The sequence below is a fragment of the Kribbella sp. NPDC051587 genome (assembly GCF_044453945.1).
In the GTDB taxonomy this organism is placed as follows: Bacteria; Actinomycetota; Actinomycetes; order Propionibacteriales; family Kribbellaceae; genus Kribbella.
On sequence record NZ_JBITDE010000010.1, the window covers coordinates 1 to 19,482 of the forward strand.

21 protein-coding genes are annotated in these 19,482 nt (G+C 68.1%); 12 read left to right on the plus strand and 9 right to left on the minus strand.

Translation table 11 applies throughout. The features are described from left to right. Positions 1-294: 294 nt before the first annotated feature. From ACIA49_RS29500 to ACIA49_RS29520, 5 genes are all read right to left on the minus strand, one after another. The gene (locus ACIA49_RS29500) at positions 295-1,194 is read right to left on the minus strand and encodes a sucrase ferredoxin (RefSeq protein WP_396380829.1); all 900 of its coding nucleotides are present in this window, start codon (positions 1,192-1,194) and stop codon (positions 295-297) included. Between the two features lie 135 nt (positions 1,195-1,329). After that, positions 1,330-2,514 (minus strand): cupin domain-containing protein, encoded by a 1,185-nt coding sequence (locus ACIA49_RS29505; RefSeq protein WP_396380831.1) that lies wholly within the window; start codon positions 2,512-2,514, stop codon positions 1,330-1,332. A 71-nt stretch (positions 2,515-2,585) separates the two neighbouring features. Continuing rightward, positions 2,586-3,092, minus strand: coding sequence for a BatC protein (locus tag ACIA49_RS29510; RefSeq protein WP_396380832.1), 507 nt, complete (start codon positions 3,090-3,092; stop codon positions 2,586-2,588). 105 nt (positions 3,093-3,197) lie between these two features. Then, entirely contained in the window at positions 3,198-4,223 is a 1,026-nt protein-coding gene (gene cobC / locus ACIA49_RS29515) for an Rv2231c family pyridoxal phosphate-dependent protein CobC (protein ID WP_396380834.1), read from the minus strand. 20 nt (positions 4,224-4,243) lie between these two features. Further along, the gene (locus tag ACIA49_RS29520) at positions 4,244-5,032 is read right to left on the minus strand and encodes a carbon-nitrogen hydrolase family protein (protein ID WP_396380836.1); all 789 of its coding nucleotides are present in this window, start codon (positions 5,030-5,032) and stop codon (positions 4,244-4,246) included. 65 nt (positions 5,033-5,097) lie between these two features. Between ACIA49_RS29520 and ACIA49_RS29525 the strand changes: the two genes are divergently transcribed. From ACIA49_RS29525 to ACIA49_RS29545, 5 genes are all read left to right on the plus strand, one after another. Further along, positions 5,098-5,685, plus strand: a complete 588-nt coding sequence (locus tag ACIA49_RS29525; RefSeq protein ID WP_396380837.1) for a MerR family transcriptional regulator — start codon at positions 5,098-5,100, stop codon at positions 5,683-5,685. Positions 5,686-5,755: 70 nt separating this feature from the next. Beyond that, positions 5,756-6,502, plus strand: a complete 747-nt coding sequence (locus ACIA49_RS29530) for an SDR family oxidoreductase (protein WP_396380839.1) — start codon at positions 5,756-5,758, stop codon at positions 6,500-6,502. A 1-nt stretch (position 6,503) separates the two neighbouring features. Beyond that, positions 6,504-7,043, plus strand: a complete 540-nt coding sequence (locus ACIA49_RS29535; RefSeq protein WP_396380840.1) for a molybdenum cofactor guanylyltransferase — start codon at positions 6,504-6,506, stop codon at positions 7,041-7,043. Between the two features lie 35 nt (positions 7,044-7,078). After that, entirely contained in the window at positions 7,079-7,951 is an 873-nt protein-coding gene (locus tag ACIA49_RS29540) for a phosphotransferase family protein (protein ID WP_396380841.1), read from the plus strand. A 3-nt stretch (positions 7,952-7,954) separates the two neighbouring features. Beyond that, positions 7,955-8,932 (plus strand): NAD(P)H-quinone oxidoreductase, encoded by a 978-nt coding sequence (locus tag ACIA49_RS29545; protein WP_396380843.1) that lies wholly within the window; start codon positions 7,955-7,957, stop codon positions 8,930-8,932. Here the strand turns inward: ACIA49_RS29545 and ACIA49_RS29550 are convergent. Further along, entirely contained in the window at positions 8,897-9,331 is a 435-nt protein-coding gene (locus tag ACIA49_RS29550; RefSeq protein WP_396380844.1) for a VOC family protein, read from the minus strand. The two genes, ACIA49_RS29545 and ACIA49_RS29550, sit on opposite strands and share 36 nt — an antisense overlap. Before the next feature lie 77 nt (positions 9,332-9,408). Here ACIA49_RS29550 and ACIA49_RS29555 point away from each other — a divergent pair, with 77 nt between their 5' ends. The 6 genes from ACIA49_RS29555 (at position 9,409) to ACIA49_RS29580 (ending at position 15,228) form a co-directional block, all read left to right on the plus strand. Continuing rightward, complete coding sequence (locus ACIA49_RS29555) at positions 9,409-9,975, plus strand: TetR/AcrR family transcriptional regulator (RefSeq protein WP_396380845.1); 567 nt, start codon at positions 9,409-9,411, stop codon at positions 9,973-9,975. Positions 9,976-10,032: 57 nt separating this feature from the next. Beyond that, complete coding sequence (locus tag ACIA49_RS29560; RefSeq protein ID WP_396380847.1) at positions 10,033-10,599, plus strand: PadR family transcriptional regulator; 567 nt, start codon at positions 10,033-10,035, stop codon at positions 10,597-10,599. Then, on the plus strand, positions 10,596-11,318 hold the full coding sequence (locus ACIA49_RS29565; RefSeq protein WP_396380848.1) for an ABC transporter ATP-binding protein: 723 nt from the start codon (positions 10,596-10,598) through the stop codon (positions 11,316-11,318). The genes ACIA49_RS29560 and ACIA49_RS29565 overlap by 4 nt, the downstream gene beginning before the upstream one ends. Further along, positions 11,318-13,942, plus strand: a complete 2,625-nt coding sequence (locus tag ACIA49_RS29570; protein WP_396380850.1) for an FtsX-like permease family protein — start codon at positions 11,318-11,320, stop codon at positions 13,940-13,942. Before ACIA49_RS29565 ends, ACIA49_RS29570 begins: the two co-directional genes overlap by 1 nt. Positions 13,943-14,082: 140 nt before the next feature. Beyond that, the gene (locus ACIA49_RS29575; protein ID WP_396380851.1) at positions 14,083-14,613 is read left to right on the plus strand and encodes a CGNR zinc finger domain-containing protein; all 531 of its coding nucleotides are present in this window, start codon (positions 14,083-14,085) and stop codon (positions 14,611-14,613) included. Between the two features lie 9 nt (positions 14,614-14,622). Then, positions 14,623-15,228: a bacterial proteasome activator family protein gene (locus ACIA49_RS29580; protein ID WP_396380853.1), complete on the plus strand. Its 606-nt coding sequence runs from the start codon at positions 14,623-14,625 to the stop codon at positions 15,226-15,228. A gap of 16 nt (positions 15,229-15,244) precedes the next feature. Here ACIA49_RS29580 and ACIA49_RS29585 read toward each other — a convergent pair whose 3' ends face one another. Continuing rightward, positions 15,245-16,057 carry an HAD family hydrolase gene (locus tag ACIA49_RS29585; RefSeq protein ID WP_396380855.1) on the minus strand — a complete coding sequence of 271 codons (813 nt, stop codon included), beginning with the start codon at positions 16,055-16,057 and terminating at the stop codon, positions 15,245-15,247. A 552-nt stretch (positions 16,058-16,609) separates the two neighbouring features. On the opposite strand from ACIA49_RS29585, the gene ACIA49_RS29590 reads away from it, so the two are divergent. Beyond that, positions 16,610-17,164 (plus strand): WhiB family transcriptional regulator, encoded by a 555-nt coding sequence (locus ACIA49_RS29590; RefSeq protein ID WP_396380856.1) that lies wholly within the window; start codon positions 16,610-16,612, stop codon positions 17,162-17,164. Positions 17,165-17,344: 180 nt separating this feature from the next. On the opposite strand, the gene ACIA49_RS29595 is transcribed toward ACIA49_RS29590, so the two are convergent. Further along, on the minus strand, positions 17,345-18,139 hold the full coding sequence (locus ACIA49_RS29595; RefSeq protein ID WP_396380858.1) for an HAD family hydrolase: 795 nt from the start codon (positions 18,137-18,139) through the stop codon (positions 17,345-17,347). Beyond that, positions 18,140-19,411: a serine--tRNA ligase gene (gene serS, locus ACIA49_RS29600; RefSeq protein ID WP_396380859.1), complete on the minus strand. Its 1,272-nt coding sequence runs from the start codon at positions 19,409-19,411 to the stop codon at positions 18,140-18,142. Positions 19,412-19,482 lie beyond the last annotated feature (71 nt).

Genomic DNA, 19,482 nt, shown 5'->3' on the forward strand with positions numbered 1-19,482 from the left:
ACGCCGCGACCACTGAACCGTCACCCATGTCCTGACACACCAACTGTCACCGATGTCCTGATGCAGAACCGTCACCCATGTCCTGAGACATCACAATTGACTTGTCAGGATTCGTTGCATCTGATCGAACATCTGTTCTAATGTTTTCTCAGTTCGAGGTTCTCCACCCGGACGTCCGGCCGGCCGAGTCTCCCACCTTCGATGTGGACGGCCAGACGGACCCGCCGCCCGGGGTGTGAGGTCCCGGGCGACGGAGAACCGCCCGGAACATCATGCGGGGAGGACCAACTCGAACTACCCGCCCACCACGTCGATTCCGTGGAGATCGAACCGGCGTACCTGGACCGGCGCTTTGCCAGCACAGGTCAGCCGAGCGTCCACGGTGTCGAAATGCACCGACACCTCGATCACTACAGCTGTGGCTGACGTCGTGGTGAGAGTGACTTTGTAGTGCTGGTTGGCGAGTTGCTGAACCTGCGTGGGACGGAGGGCAGTGAGAGAGTCGGAGTGACCGGCCAGGCGGGCGTAATGCTGAGCGGCTTGGACGGCGGGTGGATAGATGCCGGAGCCTCGGAGGAGGTCAGGGACGACCCGACCTTCGGCGTGGTGTTTGGCGACCTCCACTGCACGCGACGGCGGGACCTGGCCGTAGAAGAGTGCGTGCGGGAGGACGACGACGTTACCGGCGAAGCGGTCGCCGCCGATATGGCTGCACTCCCAGGTGCGGTCGGGGTAGGCGCCGGCGAGAGCGGCGGCCACCGGCCGACCGCGGACGGCGCAGCAGGCGTCGTGGCGACCATGGGTGCAGACGAGGTAGATCGGTTCTTGCGTAGGAGGTTGGAGATCGGGGAGAGCATTCAAGGAGTTGGTGGCGACTGCCTCGAGGACGTTGAGCAGATAGGCGTCCGTCGGTAGTTCACCCCAACGGACGGACTCGTGTCCGGGGCGGCAGTCGACCAAGGCGTAGCGGCGTACGGCGGCGCGGTCTACGCGGCCGTGGCGTCGGATGAGGACCGGGCGATAGCCGAGCTCACCGCAGCGGCGGGCCACCTCGCTGCTGACCGCGGGCTCTTCGGGCGCGGGCTGCAGGGCGCCCAGAGCCTGGCGCGGCCAGGCGTTGGCGGACTCGATCAGCAGCCAGCGGGCAGCCGGTGGTGCCGTCGCGATCATCGCGTCGCCGCGCTGGAGTGCCATCGCCGCACACCCGGTGTCAGGCCGATAGCGGTCAACCGGCGCTGCAGCCGGAGCGGGTCGGTCGAGAGGGTTGGTCACTGCATGCCTTCGGTACCGCGTTGGGGTGACGGGCGGTGATGGGGACCTGAGGCGAGTTTACGAGGTCGGTACCAGGACTGCTTCGGTGAGCAGCCGGCGGACGAGGACCACCTGGTCAGGCGTGTCCAGACCTGGCAAGGTGCCCACCTTGTGCTCCTGACCGTCGCAGAGCTGCGCCAAAGCCTCGAGGACAGTCGCGGGGAACGTGATGGTCCGATCAGGCAGTTGGAGCGTGACCGGGTCCCCGGGGACCACCCGGCAGCGGAGACCAGCGCGCAGGCGGACCGTCGTACCGGATGCGAGGTTGGTGATGGCTGCGGCGTGCGCGAGCGGCGGGATCGGTTCGGGACGGTTGGCCGACCAGGTACGGCGACGCAAGCGCGGCGCCAGGTCGTCGACCGAGGTTGAGCGGAGGTGAGCAACCAGCAGATCAGTCACCTGCGGCAGTACTGCGGCCAGCTGAGCCGGGTCGCCGGGGTCGAAGCCGAGCGGAAGCGCGGTCCGGAGGGCCGGCTCGTTGGCAGCCAGCGCGGCCAACTCCTGGACCAGCAGGTACCGCGTCAACGTGTGCAGGCCGACCGTCAGGTGCGCGCTGACTCCACCCAGCGCCTTCGCTGAGTGCAGGAACCCACGCGGCACATAGAGCGCATCACCCGGCCGAAGGACGTCGTCGACGACCGGAGCCTGGTCGCGGGCCGCCGCGCCGACCGCTCGCGAGTGATCGGTCCACGGCTGGTTGCGCAGTGGATCGACGTGGACTGGTTCATGCACAGTCCAGTGCTTCTCACCGGCGACCTGAAGAACGAAGACGTCGTGGACGTCGTAGTGCGCCGAGAACCCCTGTGACTCCGGCGGAGTGATGTAGGCGTTGATCTGCACCGGATGCCCGGCGTCCGTCGACAGCTGCGTAGCGAAGTCGACCAGCGCAGGCCAGGTGCGATGGAGGGCCTGCAGTACGACGGTGTGCCCGCTCGCGAAGAGCGCAGCGACCTTGTCGTCGCGGACCTGGTCACCGATGTCAGCACCTGCTCCACCCGTGCCGGTGAACTGCGAGTCGCCGACGACGGCACCGTTCTTGGCGATGCGCAGGAACGGAGTCCGCAGGCCGCGACGGGACAGCAGCTCGTCGGCCGCGGTCAGGCTGAAGAGGTCGTCGTACGGCGCGGGCAGGTCAGGGGCGTGGGACAGCAAGGCCCGTGAACCCCAGTAGGCGCTGGCGAACTCATCCAGGTCGCCTGCCACGCAGCGCCGAAGAGCCGGACGGTCAACCGTCTCGGCAGGATCTGATTGCGGTCCGGCTCCCGGCACTATGGTCACCAGCTCCCGGAGTTGCCGCTCGCGCCTCCGTCGGCACCGCCGTCGGTTGCGTTCGAGTCGGCTCCACCGTCAGCAGTGCCCTCGTTGTCGCTACCAGCGCCACCGTCAGCCCCACCGTCGGTGCCGCCACCTACTGCGCCGCCATCGGCCGGACCCTCGTTCGAGTCACCACCACCGAAGCCACCGCCGTCACTGGAGCCACCTGAGTCGCCATAGCTGTCACCACCGCCGGCACCACCATCAGCGCCGCCGTCAGTACCGCCACCTACTGCCCCACCGTCAGCAGGACCCTCATTGGAGTCCCCACCGCCCGAGCCGCCGTCAGCGCCACCATCAGCGCCGCCGTCCGTGCCACCGCCGACCGCACCGCCGTCGGCCGGGCCTTCGGACTCGCTGCCGTAGCCGGACGAGTTGTTGCCGCCTGTCTGGCTGTCGTTGCCGTCGGCCGAGCCTCCGTACTCGCCGTCGGACGAGGTGTTCATGTCGTCGTCGTTCAGACCCATGATGGTGCTCCCTTCACTGCTGGCTTCAGAGCGCCGGACAGTGCAAGCAGCGCGCTCTGCGACCATCCTGTGCGCAAACCGGCGAAGAGCTAAACGTCGCCCTGGTTACAGCTCGACTGCAGTGTCTCGCCACACCTTCACGAAGCCGTCAACGACGTCCTCCGGCCGCACCGCGATCCGCAGCCAGTCCGGTCCGAGCCCGGGGAAGGTGTCGCCACGCCGTACCGCATATCCCTTGGCACGCAAGGCTTCTCGCAGTACGGCGCCGCCCGCGACCTGCACGAGGACGAACGGACCGCGCGGTACGCCGTAGGTCCGCACGCCCGTCAGGCTGTCGAGGAGATACGACCGCTGCCGCTCGATGTCGCACGCTGCCGCGGCCGCCTCGGCCACCGCGTGCTCGTTGCTGCAAGCAATCGCCGCGGCCAACGCAGGCGTGGACACCGGCCAGTGCGGCTGGACGGCGGCCAGCTGCTCGATGAGTCCCGCAGCAGCCAACACATACCCCACTCGCAACCCAGCCAGACCCCAGGTCTTGGTGAGGCTGCGAATCACCACCAGCCCCGGGATCGACGCGCCGGCCAGCGATTCCGGCTCACCCGGTACGGCGTCCATGAACGCCTCGTCGACCACCAGGATGCGGTCCGGCCGAGCGAGCTCCCGCAGGTCGTCGGCCCGATGCAGGACCGACGTGGGGTTGGTCGGGTTGCCGATCACCACCAGATCCGCGTCGGCCGGGATCGCCGCCGGATCGAGCACGAACCCGTCCTCCGGGCGGAGCACGACCCGATCGACCATGTGCCCCGCGGAGCGCAGCGCAGCCTCGGGCTCGGTGAATTGTGGATGAACAACGACCGCATGGCGTGGCCGGAAGGCCCGCGCGATCAGCACGAACGCCTCCGCCGCACCGGCCGTCAGCAGCACCCGCTCCGGCGTCACCCGGTGCCGGCCGGCGACCGCGAGGACCGCCGCGTCCTGTCGTGGATACGCCGCCAGGTCGGTCAGGCTGGCCGTAATCGCGTCGACGAGCCACGGCGGCGGCGTACCGGTCCGCACGTTGACGGCGAGGTCTACGAGGCCGTCACCGACCTCGAGATCGCCGTGGTGCCACAAGTCAAAGCCATCCGCCACCCAAGGAGGCTAACCCGAGACTAGGAACGGGGAGTGACACTGAAGCGGCGATTGATGAGCGAAGGGTTCCGTTGACGCACCTCGGCCAGGCGTTCGTCGGCGAGTTCAGCGACCGCGTAGCCGTCTGCTTCGCCCACTGCGGCGATGGCGATGCCCTGCGGATCGATGACCTGACTGAGCCCGGAGTACTTCTTCCCGTTCTGCGCCGCGGCCGCCACGTAGCAGGTGTTTTCGATCGCGCGTGCGGTGAGCAGAGTGGTCCAGTGGTGCTCCTTGAGCGGTCCCCGGACCCACGCGGCCGGTACGACGAGGACGTCGGCACCCTTGTCGACCAGCGCCCGCGACAACTCCGGGAACCGCAGGTCGTAGCAAGTCATCAGCCCGAGTGTCCGCCCGGCCACCTTCACCACGACCGGAGCCACGTCACCAGCCGTCAGCTGGTCAGACTCCTTGTAGCCGAACGCGTCGTACAGGTGGATCTTGCGGTACGCCCCCAGCAGTGAGCCGTCGGCGCCGACGGCCAGCAGCGTGTTGTACGGCCGGTCCTGGTCGCAGCTCCGCTCGAACATGCCGGCCACGATCGCCACTCCGTGCTCCACCGCACTCTTGCGCAGCGTCGACACGAACTCACCGTCCAGAGGCTCCGCCACGTCCGCGACGCCCTCGAGGTTGAAGTCGGCCATGATCGCCTCCGGCAGCACCACCAGGTCCGGCCGGTCCTGAGCAGCCTCTGCCACCAGTCTCGTGACCAGCTCCCGGTTGGCCGCCTTGTCAGAGCCACTGGCGGTCTGCACCACAGCAATCCTCATGCCCCCATGGTGCCGCACAAACTCGGACTTGAACCTCTCGCGACGGGAGGTCCTACCGTCGTGACATGGACACCGACGAGAAGACCTGGCGGGTCGGCGAGCTGGCACAGGCGACCGGCCTCAGCGTCCGCACGCTGCACCACTACGACGAGATCGGCCTGCTCTGCCCGAGCGGGCGCACCGGATCAGGGCACCGCCAGTACGACGCAGCCGACGTACGGCGGCTGCACCGGGTGCTGGCTCTGCGCGGATTCGGGCTGTCACTCGCAGAGGTGGGGCAGGTACTCGACGGCACAGTGAGCGACGTGCGGGAGCTGGTCCGCAGGCAGCTCGAGGTCGTCGAGGAGCAGGTGGCCGCGGCGACCAAGGTGCAGCACAAGCTGCGCGGTGTCCTGTCCGGTCTGGAGCAGACGGAAGAGCCGTCGGCCCAGACATTGATCGAGTTGATCGAGGTGATGACTGCTATGACCCGTGCACTCACGAGACAAGAGTTCGACGACCTGGCCGAGTCCCGACGCCAGGCCACGGCCCACCTGTCGGCGGAGGAGCTGGCCGCGATGGCCGAGGTCCGCCGCCAGGCAGCGGCTGCGATGACCCCAGCGGAACGCGAGGAGCTCAGCCGCACCCGGGCAGCCCTGCTTCCGAAGGACTGACCGACAGCTGTCACACAGTCGTCAGCAGATCCGTCAGTGGGACAGAGAGACGATCCACTGAGGAGTGACGATGACGATTCTGGTGACCGGCGGGACGGGAACGCTCGGCAAGCTGGTGGTTCCGCAACTGACAGGAGCCGGGTACACCGTCCGCGTGCTGAGCCGTCGGGGCGGCGTGAACGCGGACGGCGTCGAGCACGTGCAGGGCGATCTACTCAGCGAGGACGGACTTGACCTCACCGGAATCGACACCGTGGTCCACCTCGCCGGCGGAGCCAAGGGCGACGCCCAAGCCGCGGCGCACCTCGCGAAGGCAGCCGCAGCAGCGGGGGTTCGGCACCTGGTCCACATCTCCGTGATCGGCGCGGACACGATGCCGATCGGCTACTTCCGCGAAAAGCTCGGCGCCGAGCAAGCGATCCGCGACTCCGGCGTGCCCTGGACGATCCTGCGCGCGGCCCAGTTCAACAGCCTCACCTACACCGTTGCCCAGAAGATGGCCGGACTGCCGGTCGTACCCGTCCCGGGCGGCCTGCGCTTCCAACCGGTCGACGAGCGTGACGTGGCCGACCGCATCGCCGAACTGGCCCTGGGCGAGCCGGCCGGCGCCGTACCGGACCTGACCGGCCCGACGGTCTACACCCTGCGCGAGCTGGTCGACAGCTACCTCCAGAGCCAAGGCAAGCGCCGGCCCCACCTCCCGATCCGCATGCCCGGCAAGGTCGGCCGTGCCTACCGCACTGCCCAGAACCTCACCCTGACCGGCGCCACCACCGGCAAACACACGTGGGAGGACTACCTGGGGGCACACTGCTGAGGTGGAGTTCGATGCGGTGGTCGTGGCCGGCGGCGGGTCGACGAGGTTGGGTGGCGTCGACAAGGCACTGGTGGTCCTGGACGGGGTGACGTTCCTCGACCGGGTACTGCGTGCGGTCGGCCACGCCACGCACACCGTGGTGGTCGGACCGGTGCGCAAGACCTACCGGGACGTGGAGTGGACCCAAGAGGATCCGCCGGGAAGCGGTCCGGTGGCCGGGCTGGCAGCTGGCCTGGCGAGTGGCAGCGCCCCAATCGTCGTGGTGCTGAGCTGTGATCTCCCCTGGGTGACCCAGCAGGACATCACTCGACTGGTCGACAGCATCGACACCCACGACGGCAGCGGGCTGCGTGACAGTGACGGACGCGACCAGTGGCTCGCAGCGGCGTACAAACGCAGCTCACTCACAGCGGCCTTCACCAAGCTCGGCGATCCGCACAACAAGTCGGTACGACGTCTTGTCGCCGACCTGGACCTGGTCTGGTCGGACCCGTCCCGCAGCGGCGACGACGTGGACACCTGGGCCGACCTGGACGGCTGAAAAATCGTTCGACAACGCACCTAGGCTCCGAAGCAATGGATATCGAAGCGATGGTGACCAAGGCCTGTCCCGGAAGCACAGTCACGGACGTCAAGGAGCGGACCGGCGGTCAGCTCAGCAGTGTGTTCGAGGTGCAGCGGGAGAACGACGAGCCGCTGATCGTGAAGGTCTACAAGCCGGAGTGGGCCTGGAAGCAGGCCAAGGAAGTCCATGTCTACGGGCTGCTGGCCAACGAGTTCGCCACCGAGACTCCGCAGGTGGTGTACGTCGAGAAGGACGAGTACACCGTGCTGACGAAGATCGAGGGTGTACCGCTGTCCGAGGCGGAACCGCCGGACTGGCAGGCGATCTACGTCCAGCTGGGCAAGATCCTGCATCGCATGCACCAGATCCCCCAACCGGCGTACGGGTATCTGGTCGATCAGATCCTCGAGCCGCTGCCGGACAACGAGCAGTACGTCCAGCGTCAGTTCGCGAAGAAACTCGGCGAGTTCGAGCAGCTCGGTGGCGACCCGGCCCTGCACCGGCAGATCACCGAGTACGTCGCGAAGCACACCGCCGACCTGGCCATCGACCACGCTGTCCTCTGTCACAACGACTTCCACGAGGGCAACATCCTGGTCGACCCGCAGACCTGGCAGGTGACCGGCTTCATCGACGTGGAGAACGCGATCGCTGCCGATCCGCTGCTGGACGTCGCCAAAACCATCGCTTACTCGGTCCGCGACAACGCCGACAAACTCGCAGGGCTGGAAGCCGGGTACGGCGCTCTGGACCCGGACAAGATCGCGCTCTACCGGGTCTACCACTCGCTCGAACTATGGGACTGGTTCACGTCGATAGGAGAGACCACCTACCTCGACAGCATCGCGGGCGACATCGCAGGTTTGGTCAGCGGTACCGTGTGAGTCATGCGAGCTGTGGTGTGTGAAGGTGCAGGCGGACTCGAGGTTCTGACGGTCGGCGAGATCCCGGATCCGACCCCGGCCGTCGACGAGGTCGTGATCGACGTCGTCGCCGCGGGCGTGAACCGCGCCGACCTGCTGCAGCGGCAGGGCTTCTACCCACCACCCCCGGGTGCGCCCGGCACGATCGGGCTCGAGGTCTCCGGCCGGATCGCCGCGGTCGGTTCCGAGGTGACCGACTGGGCCGTCGGCGACGAGTGCTGCGCGCTGCTGGCCGGAGGCGGGTACGCCGCGAAGGTCGTCGTACCGGCGCCGCAGGTGATGCCGGTGCCGGACGGGGTCGACCTGGTCAGCGCGGCCGCGTTGCCCGAGGTGGTGGCGACCGTCTGGTCGAACATCTTCATGGGCGCGCACCTCAAGGACGGCGAGACCCTCCTGGTGCACGGCGGTGCCTCCGGCATCGGCACGATGGCGATCCAGCTCGGCGTCGCGCACGGTGCGCGCGTGCTGACCACCGTCGGCAGCAAGGACAAGATGGAGTTCTGCAGCGCGCTCGGCGCCGATGTCGCGATCAACTACAAGGAAGCCGAGTGGGCCTCAGTGGTGCAGGAGGCGACCGGTGGTGCCGGGGCCGACGTCATCCTCGACATCATCGGCGCGAAGTACCTGACCGACAACGTGAAGTCACTCGCGTACGACGGCCGCCTGGTCGTGATCGGCATGCAGGGAGGCGCGAAGGGCGAGCTGGATCTTGGCCGCCTGCTCAGCCGTCGCGCCTCGGTGACAGCGGCCGGCCTGCGGACCCGTTCGGTCGCGGACAAGGGACGGATCATCGCCGAGGTCGTCGGCCACGTCTGGCCGCTGGTCGCCGCGAAGAAGGTCCGCCCGATCGTCCACACCACGTTCCCCCTGGCCGAGGTGGCCGAGGCGCACCGCGCCCTCGAGGAATCAACTCAGATCGGCAAGGTCCTGCTGACCCTCTAGGGACGACAGCCACGCCGGATCCGGTGCGACCAGCTGGATCACGTCGATCCAGCTGCCTTCGGGGTCACGCACGAAGAAGTGCCGCTGACCCCACACCTCGGTGACGACCTCGGTCTCCAGCTCGACCCCGCCCTCGACCAGCGCGGCGGCGGTCTGGTCCGCGTCGTCGACGATGAAGCCGAAGACATTGGTCGACTCCCGAGCCGCCGACACCGCGGCCGGCACCGATTCGTGCCCGCGCTGGGTGATCGCCAGCTCCCACGAGGCGTCGCCGCGCCGAACACAGATGAACCAGCCGATGTCGAGCGTGATCTGCAGGTCGAAGTGCTGCTGGTAGAACGCGGCGACCTCCGCCGGTCGGTCCGTGACCACGGTGGCGCCAAAGGCTGCGGGTTGCATACGCACTCCTGACTAACTACTACAGCTGTTGTTGTTGACCACGACAGTTGTAGTTCACAGCTGCTAGGGTTGTCAACGTGCCCCGGAACCCAGAACGCCGTACCCGGCTCGCCGACGCCGGCCTGGCCGTCATCGCCGAAGCCGGTGCTCGCGGCCTGACCCACCGCGCCGTCGATGCCGCGGCCGGCCTCCCCGCCGGTACGGCGTCCAATTACTTCCGCACCCGGGATGCGCTGCTCGGCGCCCTCGGTGAGCGCATCTTCGAGCGCCTCGCCCCGGACCCCGCCGTACTGGAACCACTGGCGAAGCGCGAGCCGTCCGTCGACCTGGTCGTGGACTACGTCCGCTACATCGTCGAGCGACTCCTCGGCCGCCCCGAGCTGTCACTCGCCCTGCTCGAGCTCCGCCTGGAGGCGGCCCGGCGACCGGACCTGCACGAGATCCTGTCCCGCACGCTGCGCCAGGGCTTCGACGCCGACGTCTCCTTCCACGTGAACGCCGGCCTGCCCGGCGGCGCCGAAGAGGTGCGCCTCCTGCACTTCGCCCTCGACGGCCTCGTCCTCGACCAGCTCACCCCCGGCACCGGCCACCCGTACGACGTCGACGCCACCACCGATCGCCTGGTCCGGCGCCTGGTCGGTTGACCGGACGGTTGCTTGGACGGTTGACCGGGCCATACCGGGTATGCATACTCGGTATCTATGTCGATCAAGCACGGACTGCTGGCGTTGCTCCGCGAGGAGCCGAAGTACGGGTACCAGCTGCGCGGTGAGTTCGAAGCCGCCACCGGGGCGACCTGGCCGCTGAACATCGGGCAGGTCTACACGACGCTGACCCGGTTGGAGCGTGACGGCCTGGTCCGGGCCGCGTCGACCGAGGCCGACGGCCGCTCGATGTACGAGATCACCGACGCCGGCCGGGACGAGCTGAACAGCTGGTTCCAGACCCCGGTGACCCGCGAGTCGCGTCCCCGCGACGAGCTCGCGATCAAACTCGCCCTGGCGCTGGCTGTTCTGGGAGTCGACGTCAGCGCGGTCGTCCAGCGGCAGCGAGCGGCGACGATGCAGTCCCTGCAGGAGCTGACCCGGCTGAAGCGCAGCGATCGCGACGGCGAGATCTCCTGGCTGCTCGTCCTGGAGTCGATGATCTTCTCCGCCGAGGCCGAGATCCGCTGGCTCGACCACTGCGAATCCATCCTGTTAAGGCACCGAGGTCGGCCGGCGAAGCAGGTCCAACCGAGTGCGGACACCGCCGAGGTGTCCCAATGACCGCCGTACTCGACATCCGTAACCTGAGCAGGACCCACGGCCACGGCGAGCAGGCAGTGCACGCCCTCCGCGGCATCGATCTGAGCGTCGCGCCCGGTGAACTCGTCGCGGTGATGGGCCCGTCCGGCTCGGGCAAGTCCACGCTGCTGACCTGCGCCGGCGGCCTCGACCGGCCGACCGGCGGCGAAGTACTTGTCGACGGCAACGATCTCGTCACCCTCAGCCGGGCCGGCGTGGCGGCTCTGCGCCGCCGCCGGATCGGCTACGTCTTCCAGGACTTCAACCTGATCCCGGCCCTGACCGCCGCCGAGAACGTCGCGCTCCCGCTCGAGCTCGACGGCACCCGGAACCGGACCGCCCGCAAGTACGCCGAAGCGGCCCTGCAGGAAGTAGGTATCGGTGACCTCGCCGACCGTTTCCCCGACGACATGTCCGGCGGCCAGCGGCAGCGCGTGGCGATCGCGCGAGCCATCGTCGGCGAACGACGGCTGCTGCTCGCCGACGAGCCCACCGGAGCCCTCGACTCCGAAACCGGCGAAGCCGTTCTCCAGCTCCTCCGCGACCGCTGCGACCAGCACGGCATCGCCGGCGTCCTCGTCACCCACGAGGCCCGGCACGCCGCCTGGGCCGACCGAGTGGTCTACCTGCGCGATGGTGTCCTGGTAGGCCAGGCCGGCCCGCTGCCCGACGCCGACGAACTCCTGCAGGACAGTTACTGATGGGCAGCTGGGGCCCACCCCTCCGGATCGCCCGACGAACCACCCGCAAGTCGATCGGCCGCACGCTCCTGGTCGCTGCGCTGATCGGCCTGCCCGTGTTCGCCGCGACCTGGAGCGGCGTGACCGGACGCTCCGCCAGCCCGACCGGTGAGTTGCTGGCCCGGGTCTCGATCGGTCAGGCCGATGCGCAGCTCACGGTGACGTCGTACAACAAGATCGACCTCCAGTACGGCGAACCGACGCTCGACCTGATCCCGGGCGCTCCCCTGGACGGCAAGCGGGTGCGGAACCCCGCGACATTCGACCCGTTGCGCGTGCTGCCGCCGGGGACCCACGTCGCCCGGCCGTTCGACAACGCCGGTACCGCGGAGGTCAAGGGCCCGAACACGGTCAACAGCGTGAACGTGGTTGTCGGCGATGGGCAGGATCCATTGCTCAAGGACACCCTCCGGCTCGATGAGGGACGCTTCGCGACCGCACCGGACGAGGTCGCCGTCTCCCCGCGCCTGGCCAAGCATCTCGGCATCACCACGCTCGGCGGCACCCTGAACACCGCGGACGGCAAGGCCTACAAGGTCGTCGGGATCGCCCGGCAGCTCAAGGAAACCAGCTCCTGGCTGCTGTTCGCAGCACCGGCTACCACCCTCGTGACGCCGACGTCGGTCGACCTGCGCTACCTGGTCGATCTCCCCGACTCGGTCGATCCACATGCGCTGGTGGTTCCGCTGGCCGCCCAAGGGTTCACCTTGTTGCCGAGAGCAAACATCATCGACCCGCCGCCGGGTCCGGTCGGCTATCCCGGCGAAGCGATCGGCCCGTACGCCGCGATGGCGCTCGCGATCGGATTCGGCGTCCTCGAGATCGTGCTGCTCGCCGGTACGGCGTTCGCGGTCGGCGCCCGGCGGCAGACGCGAGAACTCGGCCTGGTGCTCGCCAGCGGTGGGACCGCCCGCGATGTCCGCCGAATCGTTCTGCTCCAAGGGGTTTTCGCCGGAGTCGTCGGGGTCACCAGCGGTCTGCTGCTCGCCGCCGTGGCTTTGCTGGCCGGCCGGCCGTTGTGGGAAGACCTGAGCTCGACGGTCTTCCTGGAATGGCAGGTCCCTTGGACGGCGATCATCACGATCAGCCTGATCGGGCTGTTCGCCGGCCTGGCAGCGGCCGTCGTACCGGCGATCAGTGCTGGGCGGCAGACGCCGTTGGCGGCCTTGGCCGGCCGGTTCGCGGCGACGACGACACGCCAGCCGATCCGCAAACCCGCACTCCTGCTGCTGATCGCGGGCATCGTGCTGGTGGTCGTCGGCTCCGGGCTGCTGGCGGCGGCCCTCGCCGCGGCGCAGCGTCAGTTCGCCGAAAGCGATCACTACCAGGCGACCGCGACGCCGGTCGGACCGATCGCCTTGGTGCTGCTCGGCATCACGACGGCGATCGCCGGGCTGATCTGGATGCTGCCGAGTCTGGTCAGCACGATCTCCGGCCTGGCCGGAAGGTTGCCGCTCAGCGGGCGGCTCGCGATGCGCGACGCGTCCCGGCACCGGCACCGCACCGCGCCGGCCGTGGCGGCGATCATGATGTCGGTCGCCGCTACCGCCGCAGCCGCCTTCGCCGGAGCCAACTCCATCGCCGCGGACTCCGCGGAGTACATCCCGGTCGGCCACCGGGGAAATGCGAGTCTGCGGTTCGACAGCGGCCTCGCCGGGGTCCCGTACTCACCCGAGCTCGAACAGCGGGTCGGCGCGCAACTGTCGTCCGCGTACACCTATCGGTTCGGCATGATCAGCGTGCCTCGGCCGGACGGGACCCCGATATACCTGGGCGTGCAACCACCCGGAGTCAACCCGGAGGAATCGCCGTCCTCCTTCATCGGTCTGGCGGTGGTGGATCCGGCGTATCTCGAGCAGTTCGACGGCAGCGGCCCGGAGTTGGCGAGCCGCCTGCGCGCGGGCGACATCGTCGTACCGCGCAGCGACTTCACCACCACGAAGTCGGTCGACATCGGCTTCACGGATCCGGCGCACCCCACGAAAGTCGTGCAGCACAAGGCGTCGTACGCCGGAGAGCTGCCGCTGATCCAGGTACTGCAGGGCCAGGCGCTGATCGGGCCGGAGGCGGCCGCGAAGCTCGGCAAGGTGGACACGTTCATGGTCGAGTACCAGCTGAAAAGCCTGCCGACGAAGGACGAACTCGCCGCCGCTGACGTCGTCATCGGTCACGACAAGCTACTGACCGTCGAGCAGGGATACCAGGATCCGGGCAACAAGATCCTGATCGGCGTCCTCGGCGTAGCGGCCGTGGTCACCCTGCTCGGGGTGGCGATCTCGGTCTCCTTGTCCGCGGCCGAAGGCCGGGCCGACCTCGCCACCCTGGCGGCGGTCGGCGCGTCACCACGCCGTCGGCGGAACCTCGCCGCGGCGCAGGCGTGGATGCTCGGGCAGCTCGGATGCGTGCTGGGTGTAGGGGTCGGCGCGCTCTACGGCTACACCGCGCACGCGGCCTTCGGTTCGCCGCACTTCACAGTCCCGTGGGCGGAGCTCGGCGGCACACTGATCGCCGTCCCCTTGTTCGCCGCCGCGCTGGCCTGGCTGCTCACCCGGTCACGACTGCCAATGGTTGCTCGCCTCGACTAGTGGTGATCCGCCAGTCGCCGCAGGCGCAGCGTTGGTAGACGACGAGTCCTTCGCTGACTTGGTGGGAGGACACCGCGCTCCAGCGGTGCCGGTGAGTCTCGGTCTGGGCTGTCATGGATCCATCGTGCTGTAATGGCATTATGCATCTCAACCCTTACGGTGCGGACGCGGTCCTGCTGGCCGTCGAACTGATCAGCCGGCAGCCCGCGACCCCGGTCGAGCTGGCCGAGGTCTGCGAGGAGAACCGGGTCGACAGCACGCTGATCCGCGAGCGCAAGGCGACACAGGCCGACCTGGCCGCGGTCCGCGTCGCGTTGGCCGAGTGGCTCGAGGTGGTCGATGCGACCGACGAACAGACCCGCGTCGACCTGATGAACGCGATGCTCGCCAAGTACACCGAGCATCCGCGGCTGACCAACCACGCCGGCGACGGCTGGCACGTGCATTACCGACCCGACAACGTCCCGGTCGGCAGGCTCGTCGCGACACTGATCAGCACCGGTACGGCGTTGCACCTGGCCGGCCGTGGCATCACTCGCCTCGGCCGTTGCGCTACTGAGGGTTGCGACAACGTGTACGCCGACCTCTCGCGAACCGGCCGGCAGCGCTACTGCAGCCCGGCTTGTGCGAATAGAGACGCCGTACGGCGTCATCGCGCCAAGCAAGCCTAGGATGGGCAGATGAGTGAGAGCAGCAGCGGCGAGGGCCAGGAGATGCCGATGGCCGGGGCACGGACCGAGGACGGCAAGGTGCTGATCGTCGGGCCGGACGGCATGGCTGTCGAAGGACCGCCGCGCTCGAGCGACGACGACGATCACGACGAGCCACGATCGGTGACCGAACTGGTCGAGCAGCCGGCCAAGGTGATGCGGGTCGCGAACATGATTCGCCAACTGCTCGACGAGGTGAAGTCGGCGCCGCTCGACGAAGCGTCGCGGCAGCGGCTGCGGACGATCCACGAAGCGTCGATCAAGGAGCTCGAGAGCGGCCTCGCGCCGGAGCTCGTCGAGGAGCTCGAGCGGCTCAGCCTCGACTTCACCGAGGACAGCACACCGACCGAGGCCGAGCTGCGGATCGCACAGGCCCAGCTGGTCGGTTGGCTGGAGGGTCTGTTCCACGGCATCCAGACCGCGCTGTTCGCCCAGCAGATGGCCGCACGCCAGCAACTGGAGGGCATGCGCCGCGCACTCCCCGGTGGCCAGCAGCAGCCCGGCGAAGAAGGACCCGGCTTCCCCGGCGCCCCACGGGCCACTGACGGCCCTGGCAGCGGCGGGATGTATCTCTAGGAGACATGCCTCGGCCCTACAGCTGGAACAACTCCTCGAGGACGGCGGCGACGCCGTCCTCGTCGTTTGAGGGGCACACCCGGTCGACAGCGGCCAGTACGTCGGTGTGCGCGTTCGCCACCGCGTACGACGTACCGGCCCAGGCGAGCATGGGCAGATCGTTGAGCGAGTCGCCGAAGGCGATCGTGTCCGCAGCCGGGATGTTCAGCTCGGCCGCGAAGTCCGCAAGCATCGCTGCCTTCGAGACACCGGTCGCGCTGATCTCGACCAGGCTCGTTCCGCCACTGTGGCTGGCCGTCACGCGCTCACCCACTACTGCGCTGACTTGTGCGAGCAGATCGTCGGAATGCCAACTCGGGTGCCGGACCAGCAGTTTGGCGGCCGGCTCGGCGAGTAACTCCTCCAGCTCGGCGATCAACGTGTTCTCGGGTTGTGGCCAGCGATTCACGTACCGCGGTTCCTGTCCGTAACGGTCCGATCGCTCAATGGCGAACTCCACCTCGGGAATCGCCGAGCGGATCGCGATTGCCACTTCGTGCAATACACCGGGATCGATCAGCCGGGTCCGGATCGCCTGCTGCTGCACGACGTCGTACAGAATGGCGCCGTTGGCAACTATTGCAATTCCGTGATCGCCCACCAGGTCTGCCAGTTCGTGCAACCACCGAGGTGGCCGCGCGGTGACCATCACGAAAACACTTCCGGCGCGTTGCGCCGCGGTCACGGCGGCACGGGTGCGTTCGGAGACCGAACGATCACTGCGTACCAAGGTTCCGTCAAGATCGGTCGCGATCAGGCGGGGTGGGCGGGGAGCTTCGGGAGCCGTCACCCGCCCACCGTATCGAGGTTCCGCACTACCGCCGGAGCACCCCTGGGCGCAAGGTTCCGGAGATCGGTTTCTGATGATTCTGATCAATCTGATTGAGTTTTTGACAACGTCACCAGACCGTTACGGCAACATGCTGCAAAGGCAGCAAGTTCCCCTGCGCAGCAGGGAGAACGCGTGATTTCATGCGGAGGTCTGGCGGGGAACCCGGAGCGATTCGACCGCGTCGTATGCCTGTTCTGGATCAGCACGACTGAGACAGCCCGCCAGCGAACCAGCAGACGTAACGTCCGCAAATTGATGCGGATTTGGCTGCAACCAAATCCTCAGCAGCGACGTCAACAGTTATGGATCAGTCTGTCCCGCGACAGGGACGACAACGGTGGGTCGGCAACAGTGCGCCGTTCCATCAGCTAGTGGATCCGTGTGACCGAACGGCGTTCACCGTTCGTTCATGTGAGTCCGGATACTTGGGGAGCCTTGATGACCGTCAGCAGCGCCACTCGCACGGGACCGATGCAAGCTGTCGAGACATCTTCCAGCACAGTTGGGGCCATGACCGGATGTATCGACCGGTCGGATATTTTCCAGCACCGCCTGATGGAAGAGCCGCCGCCCGCCTCGGCAACCCGCCGGACCCGGGAGCGGTACGAACAGCTGGTGCGGGAGGCAAAAGCCTTGTGTGCCTCGTGTCCGCTGTTCACCGACTGCCTCTACAGCGCCGTCGCCGAACACGATGTGAGCGGCTTCGTCGCCGGAACCACAGCAGCACAACGCCGTTCGATGCGGAACCTGCTCGACGTCGAAGTGCAGGCCGACGACTTCGACCAGCTGGCCGGAGCCCGCGGCACGCGGCGCCCGGTGAGCCACGAAGAGGTACTGCGCCTGCGCAGCCAGTACCCCAACGACAGCCTGGAATCCCTTGCCATGCGGCTGGGATGCTCGTTGTCGACCGTCAAGCGGCACCTGCGCCGGGCCCGGCGCGGCCAGAGCCCGGCCACCAAGACGCCGCGGCCGCGGCCCCAGGTGAACGCCGTCCTGGACGCCTTCGAGGCCGTCGTGGACGTCCAGTCCTGCCAGCCCCGCCGCGGCGGCAGCCGCGTCGCCTGATCCGGCCCTCGGCCCGCCAGCGGACTGCCGGATCACTCTGCGCATCGGCCCGGAATCCCTGTGTAGACAGGGATTCCGGGCCGTTTTGTTGCTACTGGCAAGCTTTCCCGTTGTCAACCTATTTCGTCCTGGTCGAAAGGTTGGCACCGACCTCCGGCGCAGGACCACACTGGTCCGGTCTCAGAAGTAGCGATTCAGAACGGCGGCAACCCCGTCGTCGGTGACCGACTTGGTCACCTCGTCGGCTGCCGACTTCACCTCGTCGGGAGCCGCGCCCATCGCGACCCCATGGCCGGCGAACGTCAGCATCTCGATGTCGTTGCGGCCGTCCCCGATCGCGAGCAGTCCGGACGCATCCAGGTCGTACTGCGCCAGCGCCACCTTCAGCCCGGTCGACTTGTCGACGCCTTCGGGCGCGATGTCGAGCCAGGCGGTCCAGCCGACGAAGTAGCCGACGCCGTGCAGACCGAGCCGCCCGGCCAGCCGGACGAAGTCGGCCTCGGACTGCTCCGGGTCGCGAATGATCAACCTGGTCACGGGTTCCGGCGCGAGCTCCTCGTCGGAGACCACGCGGATCCTGGCGTTCTTGCCGAGGTCGCCGTCCGGGAACGGCGCGGTCACCAGGTAGGTCCCGTCGTACTCCTCGACGGCCATCCGGGCGTTCGGCGCATGTTCGCGCACCGACGCGATCACCGTGCGCGGATCGAAGGTGCGCTCGTCGAGCACCTCACCGTCGGGGTAGCGCAGGGTGCGCGCACCGTTGCTCACGACAACCAATCCGTCCGGCAGGCCGAACCGGTCGGCCACCGGCTTGGTGGTCGACCACGCGCGGCCGGTGGCCAGGAAGACCGGTACCTGTGCGGAGGCACGCCGTACCGCGTCGACGACCGCGGGCGACAGCCCTTCGTCGTGGTCGATCAGGGTGCCATCGATGTCGAGGGCAACGGCTGTCGGGGCGAAGGGCTGTCCGCTCATCTATTTGACCGGCTCGAGGACTTCGCGGCCGCCGAGGAACGGCTGGAGTGCCGTCGGCACCCGCACCGAACCGTCCGCCTGCTGGTGCGTCTCCAGGATCGCGACGATCCAACGGGTAGTGGCCAGCGTCCCGTTCAGCGTCGCCACCGGCTGCGTCTTGCCGTCGGCGTCGCGGTGCCGGATGTTCAGCCGGCGGGCCTGGAAGTCGGTGCAGTTCGACGTCGAGGTGAGCTCGCGGTACGCGCCCTGGGTCGGCACCCAGGCCTCGCAGTCGAACTTCCGGTACGCCGACAACCCCAGATCGCCGGTGGCGGTGTCGATCACCCGGTAGCTCAGCTCCATCTTGTCGAGCATCTGCTTCTCCCAGTCCAGCAGCCGCAGGTGCTCCGCGTCCGCCTCGTCGAGGCTGCAGTACGAGAACATCTCGACCTTGTCGAACTGGTGGACGCGGATGATCCCGCGGGTGTCCTTCCCGTGCGAGCCGGCTTCCTTGCGGTAGCAGGACGACCAGCCGGCATACCGGATCGGGCCGTTGGACAGGTCCAGGATCTCGTCCATGTGGTAGCCGGCCAGCGCGACCTCCGACGTACCGGTCAGGTAGAGCTCGGGGTCCTCGAGCCGGTAGACGTCGTCGTGCGCCGACAGGTAGCCGGTGCCGCCCATCACCTCGGGCTTGACCAGGGTCGGCGTGATCATCGGGGTGAAGCCGTTCTCCACCGCCTGCTGGATCGCCAGCTGCAGCATGCCGAGCTGCAGCAGCATGCCGGCGCCCTTGAGGAAGTAGAACCGGGCCCCCGAGACCTTGGCGCCGCGCTCCATGTCGATCGCGCCGAGCAGCTCGCCCAGCTCGAGGTGGTCGCGCGGCTCGAAGCCCTCGGCCGCGAAGTCGCGCGGCTTGCCGATCTCCTCGACCACGCGGAAGTCCGCCTCGCCGCCGACCGGCGCCTCGTCCGAGACCAGGTTCGGCAGCGATCCGGCCAGCTCGTCGTACCGGCGGCCGGCGTCGTTCGCCGCCGCCTCGTTGGCCTTCACCTCGGCGGCCAGGGTCTTGGTCCGCTCCAGCAGCGCGGTGCGCTCGTCGCCCTTGGCCTGGGCGACCTGCTTGCCGAGCGACTTCTGCTCGGCCCGGAGCGCCTCGAACGCGGAGATGGACGATCGACGCTCGCTGTCGGCGACCAGAATCTGGTCGACCAGGTCGGTACTCTCGCCGCGCTTGGTCAGGGCGGCACGTACGACGTCAGGGGTCTCACGGAGCAGTTTCGCGTCAATCACACCCTGAGGGTATCGGGGCGTGTCTGAACCGGCGAAGTCAATTCGGGATGATGAGGTGGAGGCACGTCACC

Excerpts from the sequence above, each read along its gene's own strand:
- ACIA49_RS29580 (WP_396380853.1), top strand. The coding sequence starts at position 14,623 with ATGAGTGAGAGCAGCAGCGGCGAGGGCCAGGAGATGCCGATGGCCGGG.
- ACIA49_RS29560 (WP_396380847.1), top strand. The coding sequence starts at position 10,033 with ATGTCGATCAAGCACGGACTGCTGGCGTTGCTCCGCGAGGAGCCGAAG.
- ACIA49_RS29590 (WP_396380856.1), top strand. The coding sequence starts at position 16,610 with ATGACCGGATGTATCGACCGGTCGGATATTTTCCAGCACCGCCTGATG.
- ACIA49_RS29520 (WP_396380836.1), bottom strand. The coding sequence starts at position 5,032 with ATGAGGATTGCTGTGGTGCAGACCGCCAGTGGCTCTGACAAGGCGGCC.
- ACIA49_RS29545 (WP_396380843.1), top strand. The coding sequence starts at position 7,955 with ATGCGAGCTGTGGTGTGTGAAGGTGCAGGCGGACTCGAGGTTCTGACG.
- ACIA49_RS29530 (WP_396380839.1), top strand. The coding sequence starts at position 5,756 with ATGACGATTCTGGTGACCGGCGGGACGGGAACGCTCGGCAAGCTGGTG.
- ACIA49_RS29500 (WP_396380829.1), bottom strand. The coding sequence starts at position 1,194 with ATGGCACTCCAGCGCGGCGACGCGATGATCGCGACGGCACCACCGGCT.
- ACIA49_RS29550 (WP_396380844.1), bottom strand. The coding sequence starts at position 9,331 with ATGCAACCCGCAGCCTTTGGCGCCACCGTGGTCACGGACCGACCGGCG.
- ACIA49_RS29510 (WP_396380832.1), bottom strand. The coding sequence starts at position 3,092 with ATGGGTCTGAACGACGACGACATGAACACCTCGTCCGACGGCGAGTAC.
- ACIA49_RS29540 (WP_396380841.1), top strand. The coding sequence starts at position 7,079 with ATGGATATCGAAGCGATGGTGACCAAGGCCTGTCCCGGAAGCACAGTC.
- ACIA49_RS29595 (WP_396380858.1), bottom strand. The coding sequence starts at position 18,139 with ATGAGCGGACAGCCCTTCGCCCCGACAGCCGTTGCCCTCGACATCGAT.
- ACIA49_RS29575 (WP_396380851.1), top strand. The coding sequence starts at position 14,083 with ATGCATCTCAACCCTTACGGTGCGGACGCGGTCCTGCTGGCCGTCGAA.
- ACIA49_RS29565 (WP_396380848.1), top strand. The coding sequence starts at position 10,596 with ATGACCGCCGTACTCGACATCCGTAACCTGAGCAGGACCCACGGCCAC.
- ACIA49_RS29570 (WP_396380850.1), top strand. The coding sequence starts at position 11,318 with ATGGGCAGCTGGGGCCCACCCCTCCGGATCGCCCGACGAACCACCCGC.
- ACIA49_RS29525 (WP_396380837.1), top strand. The coding sequence starts at position 5,098 with ATGGACACCGACGAGAAGACCTGGCGGGTCGGCGAGCTGGCACAGGCG.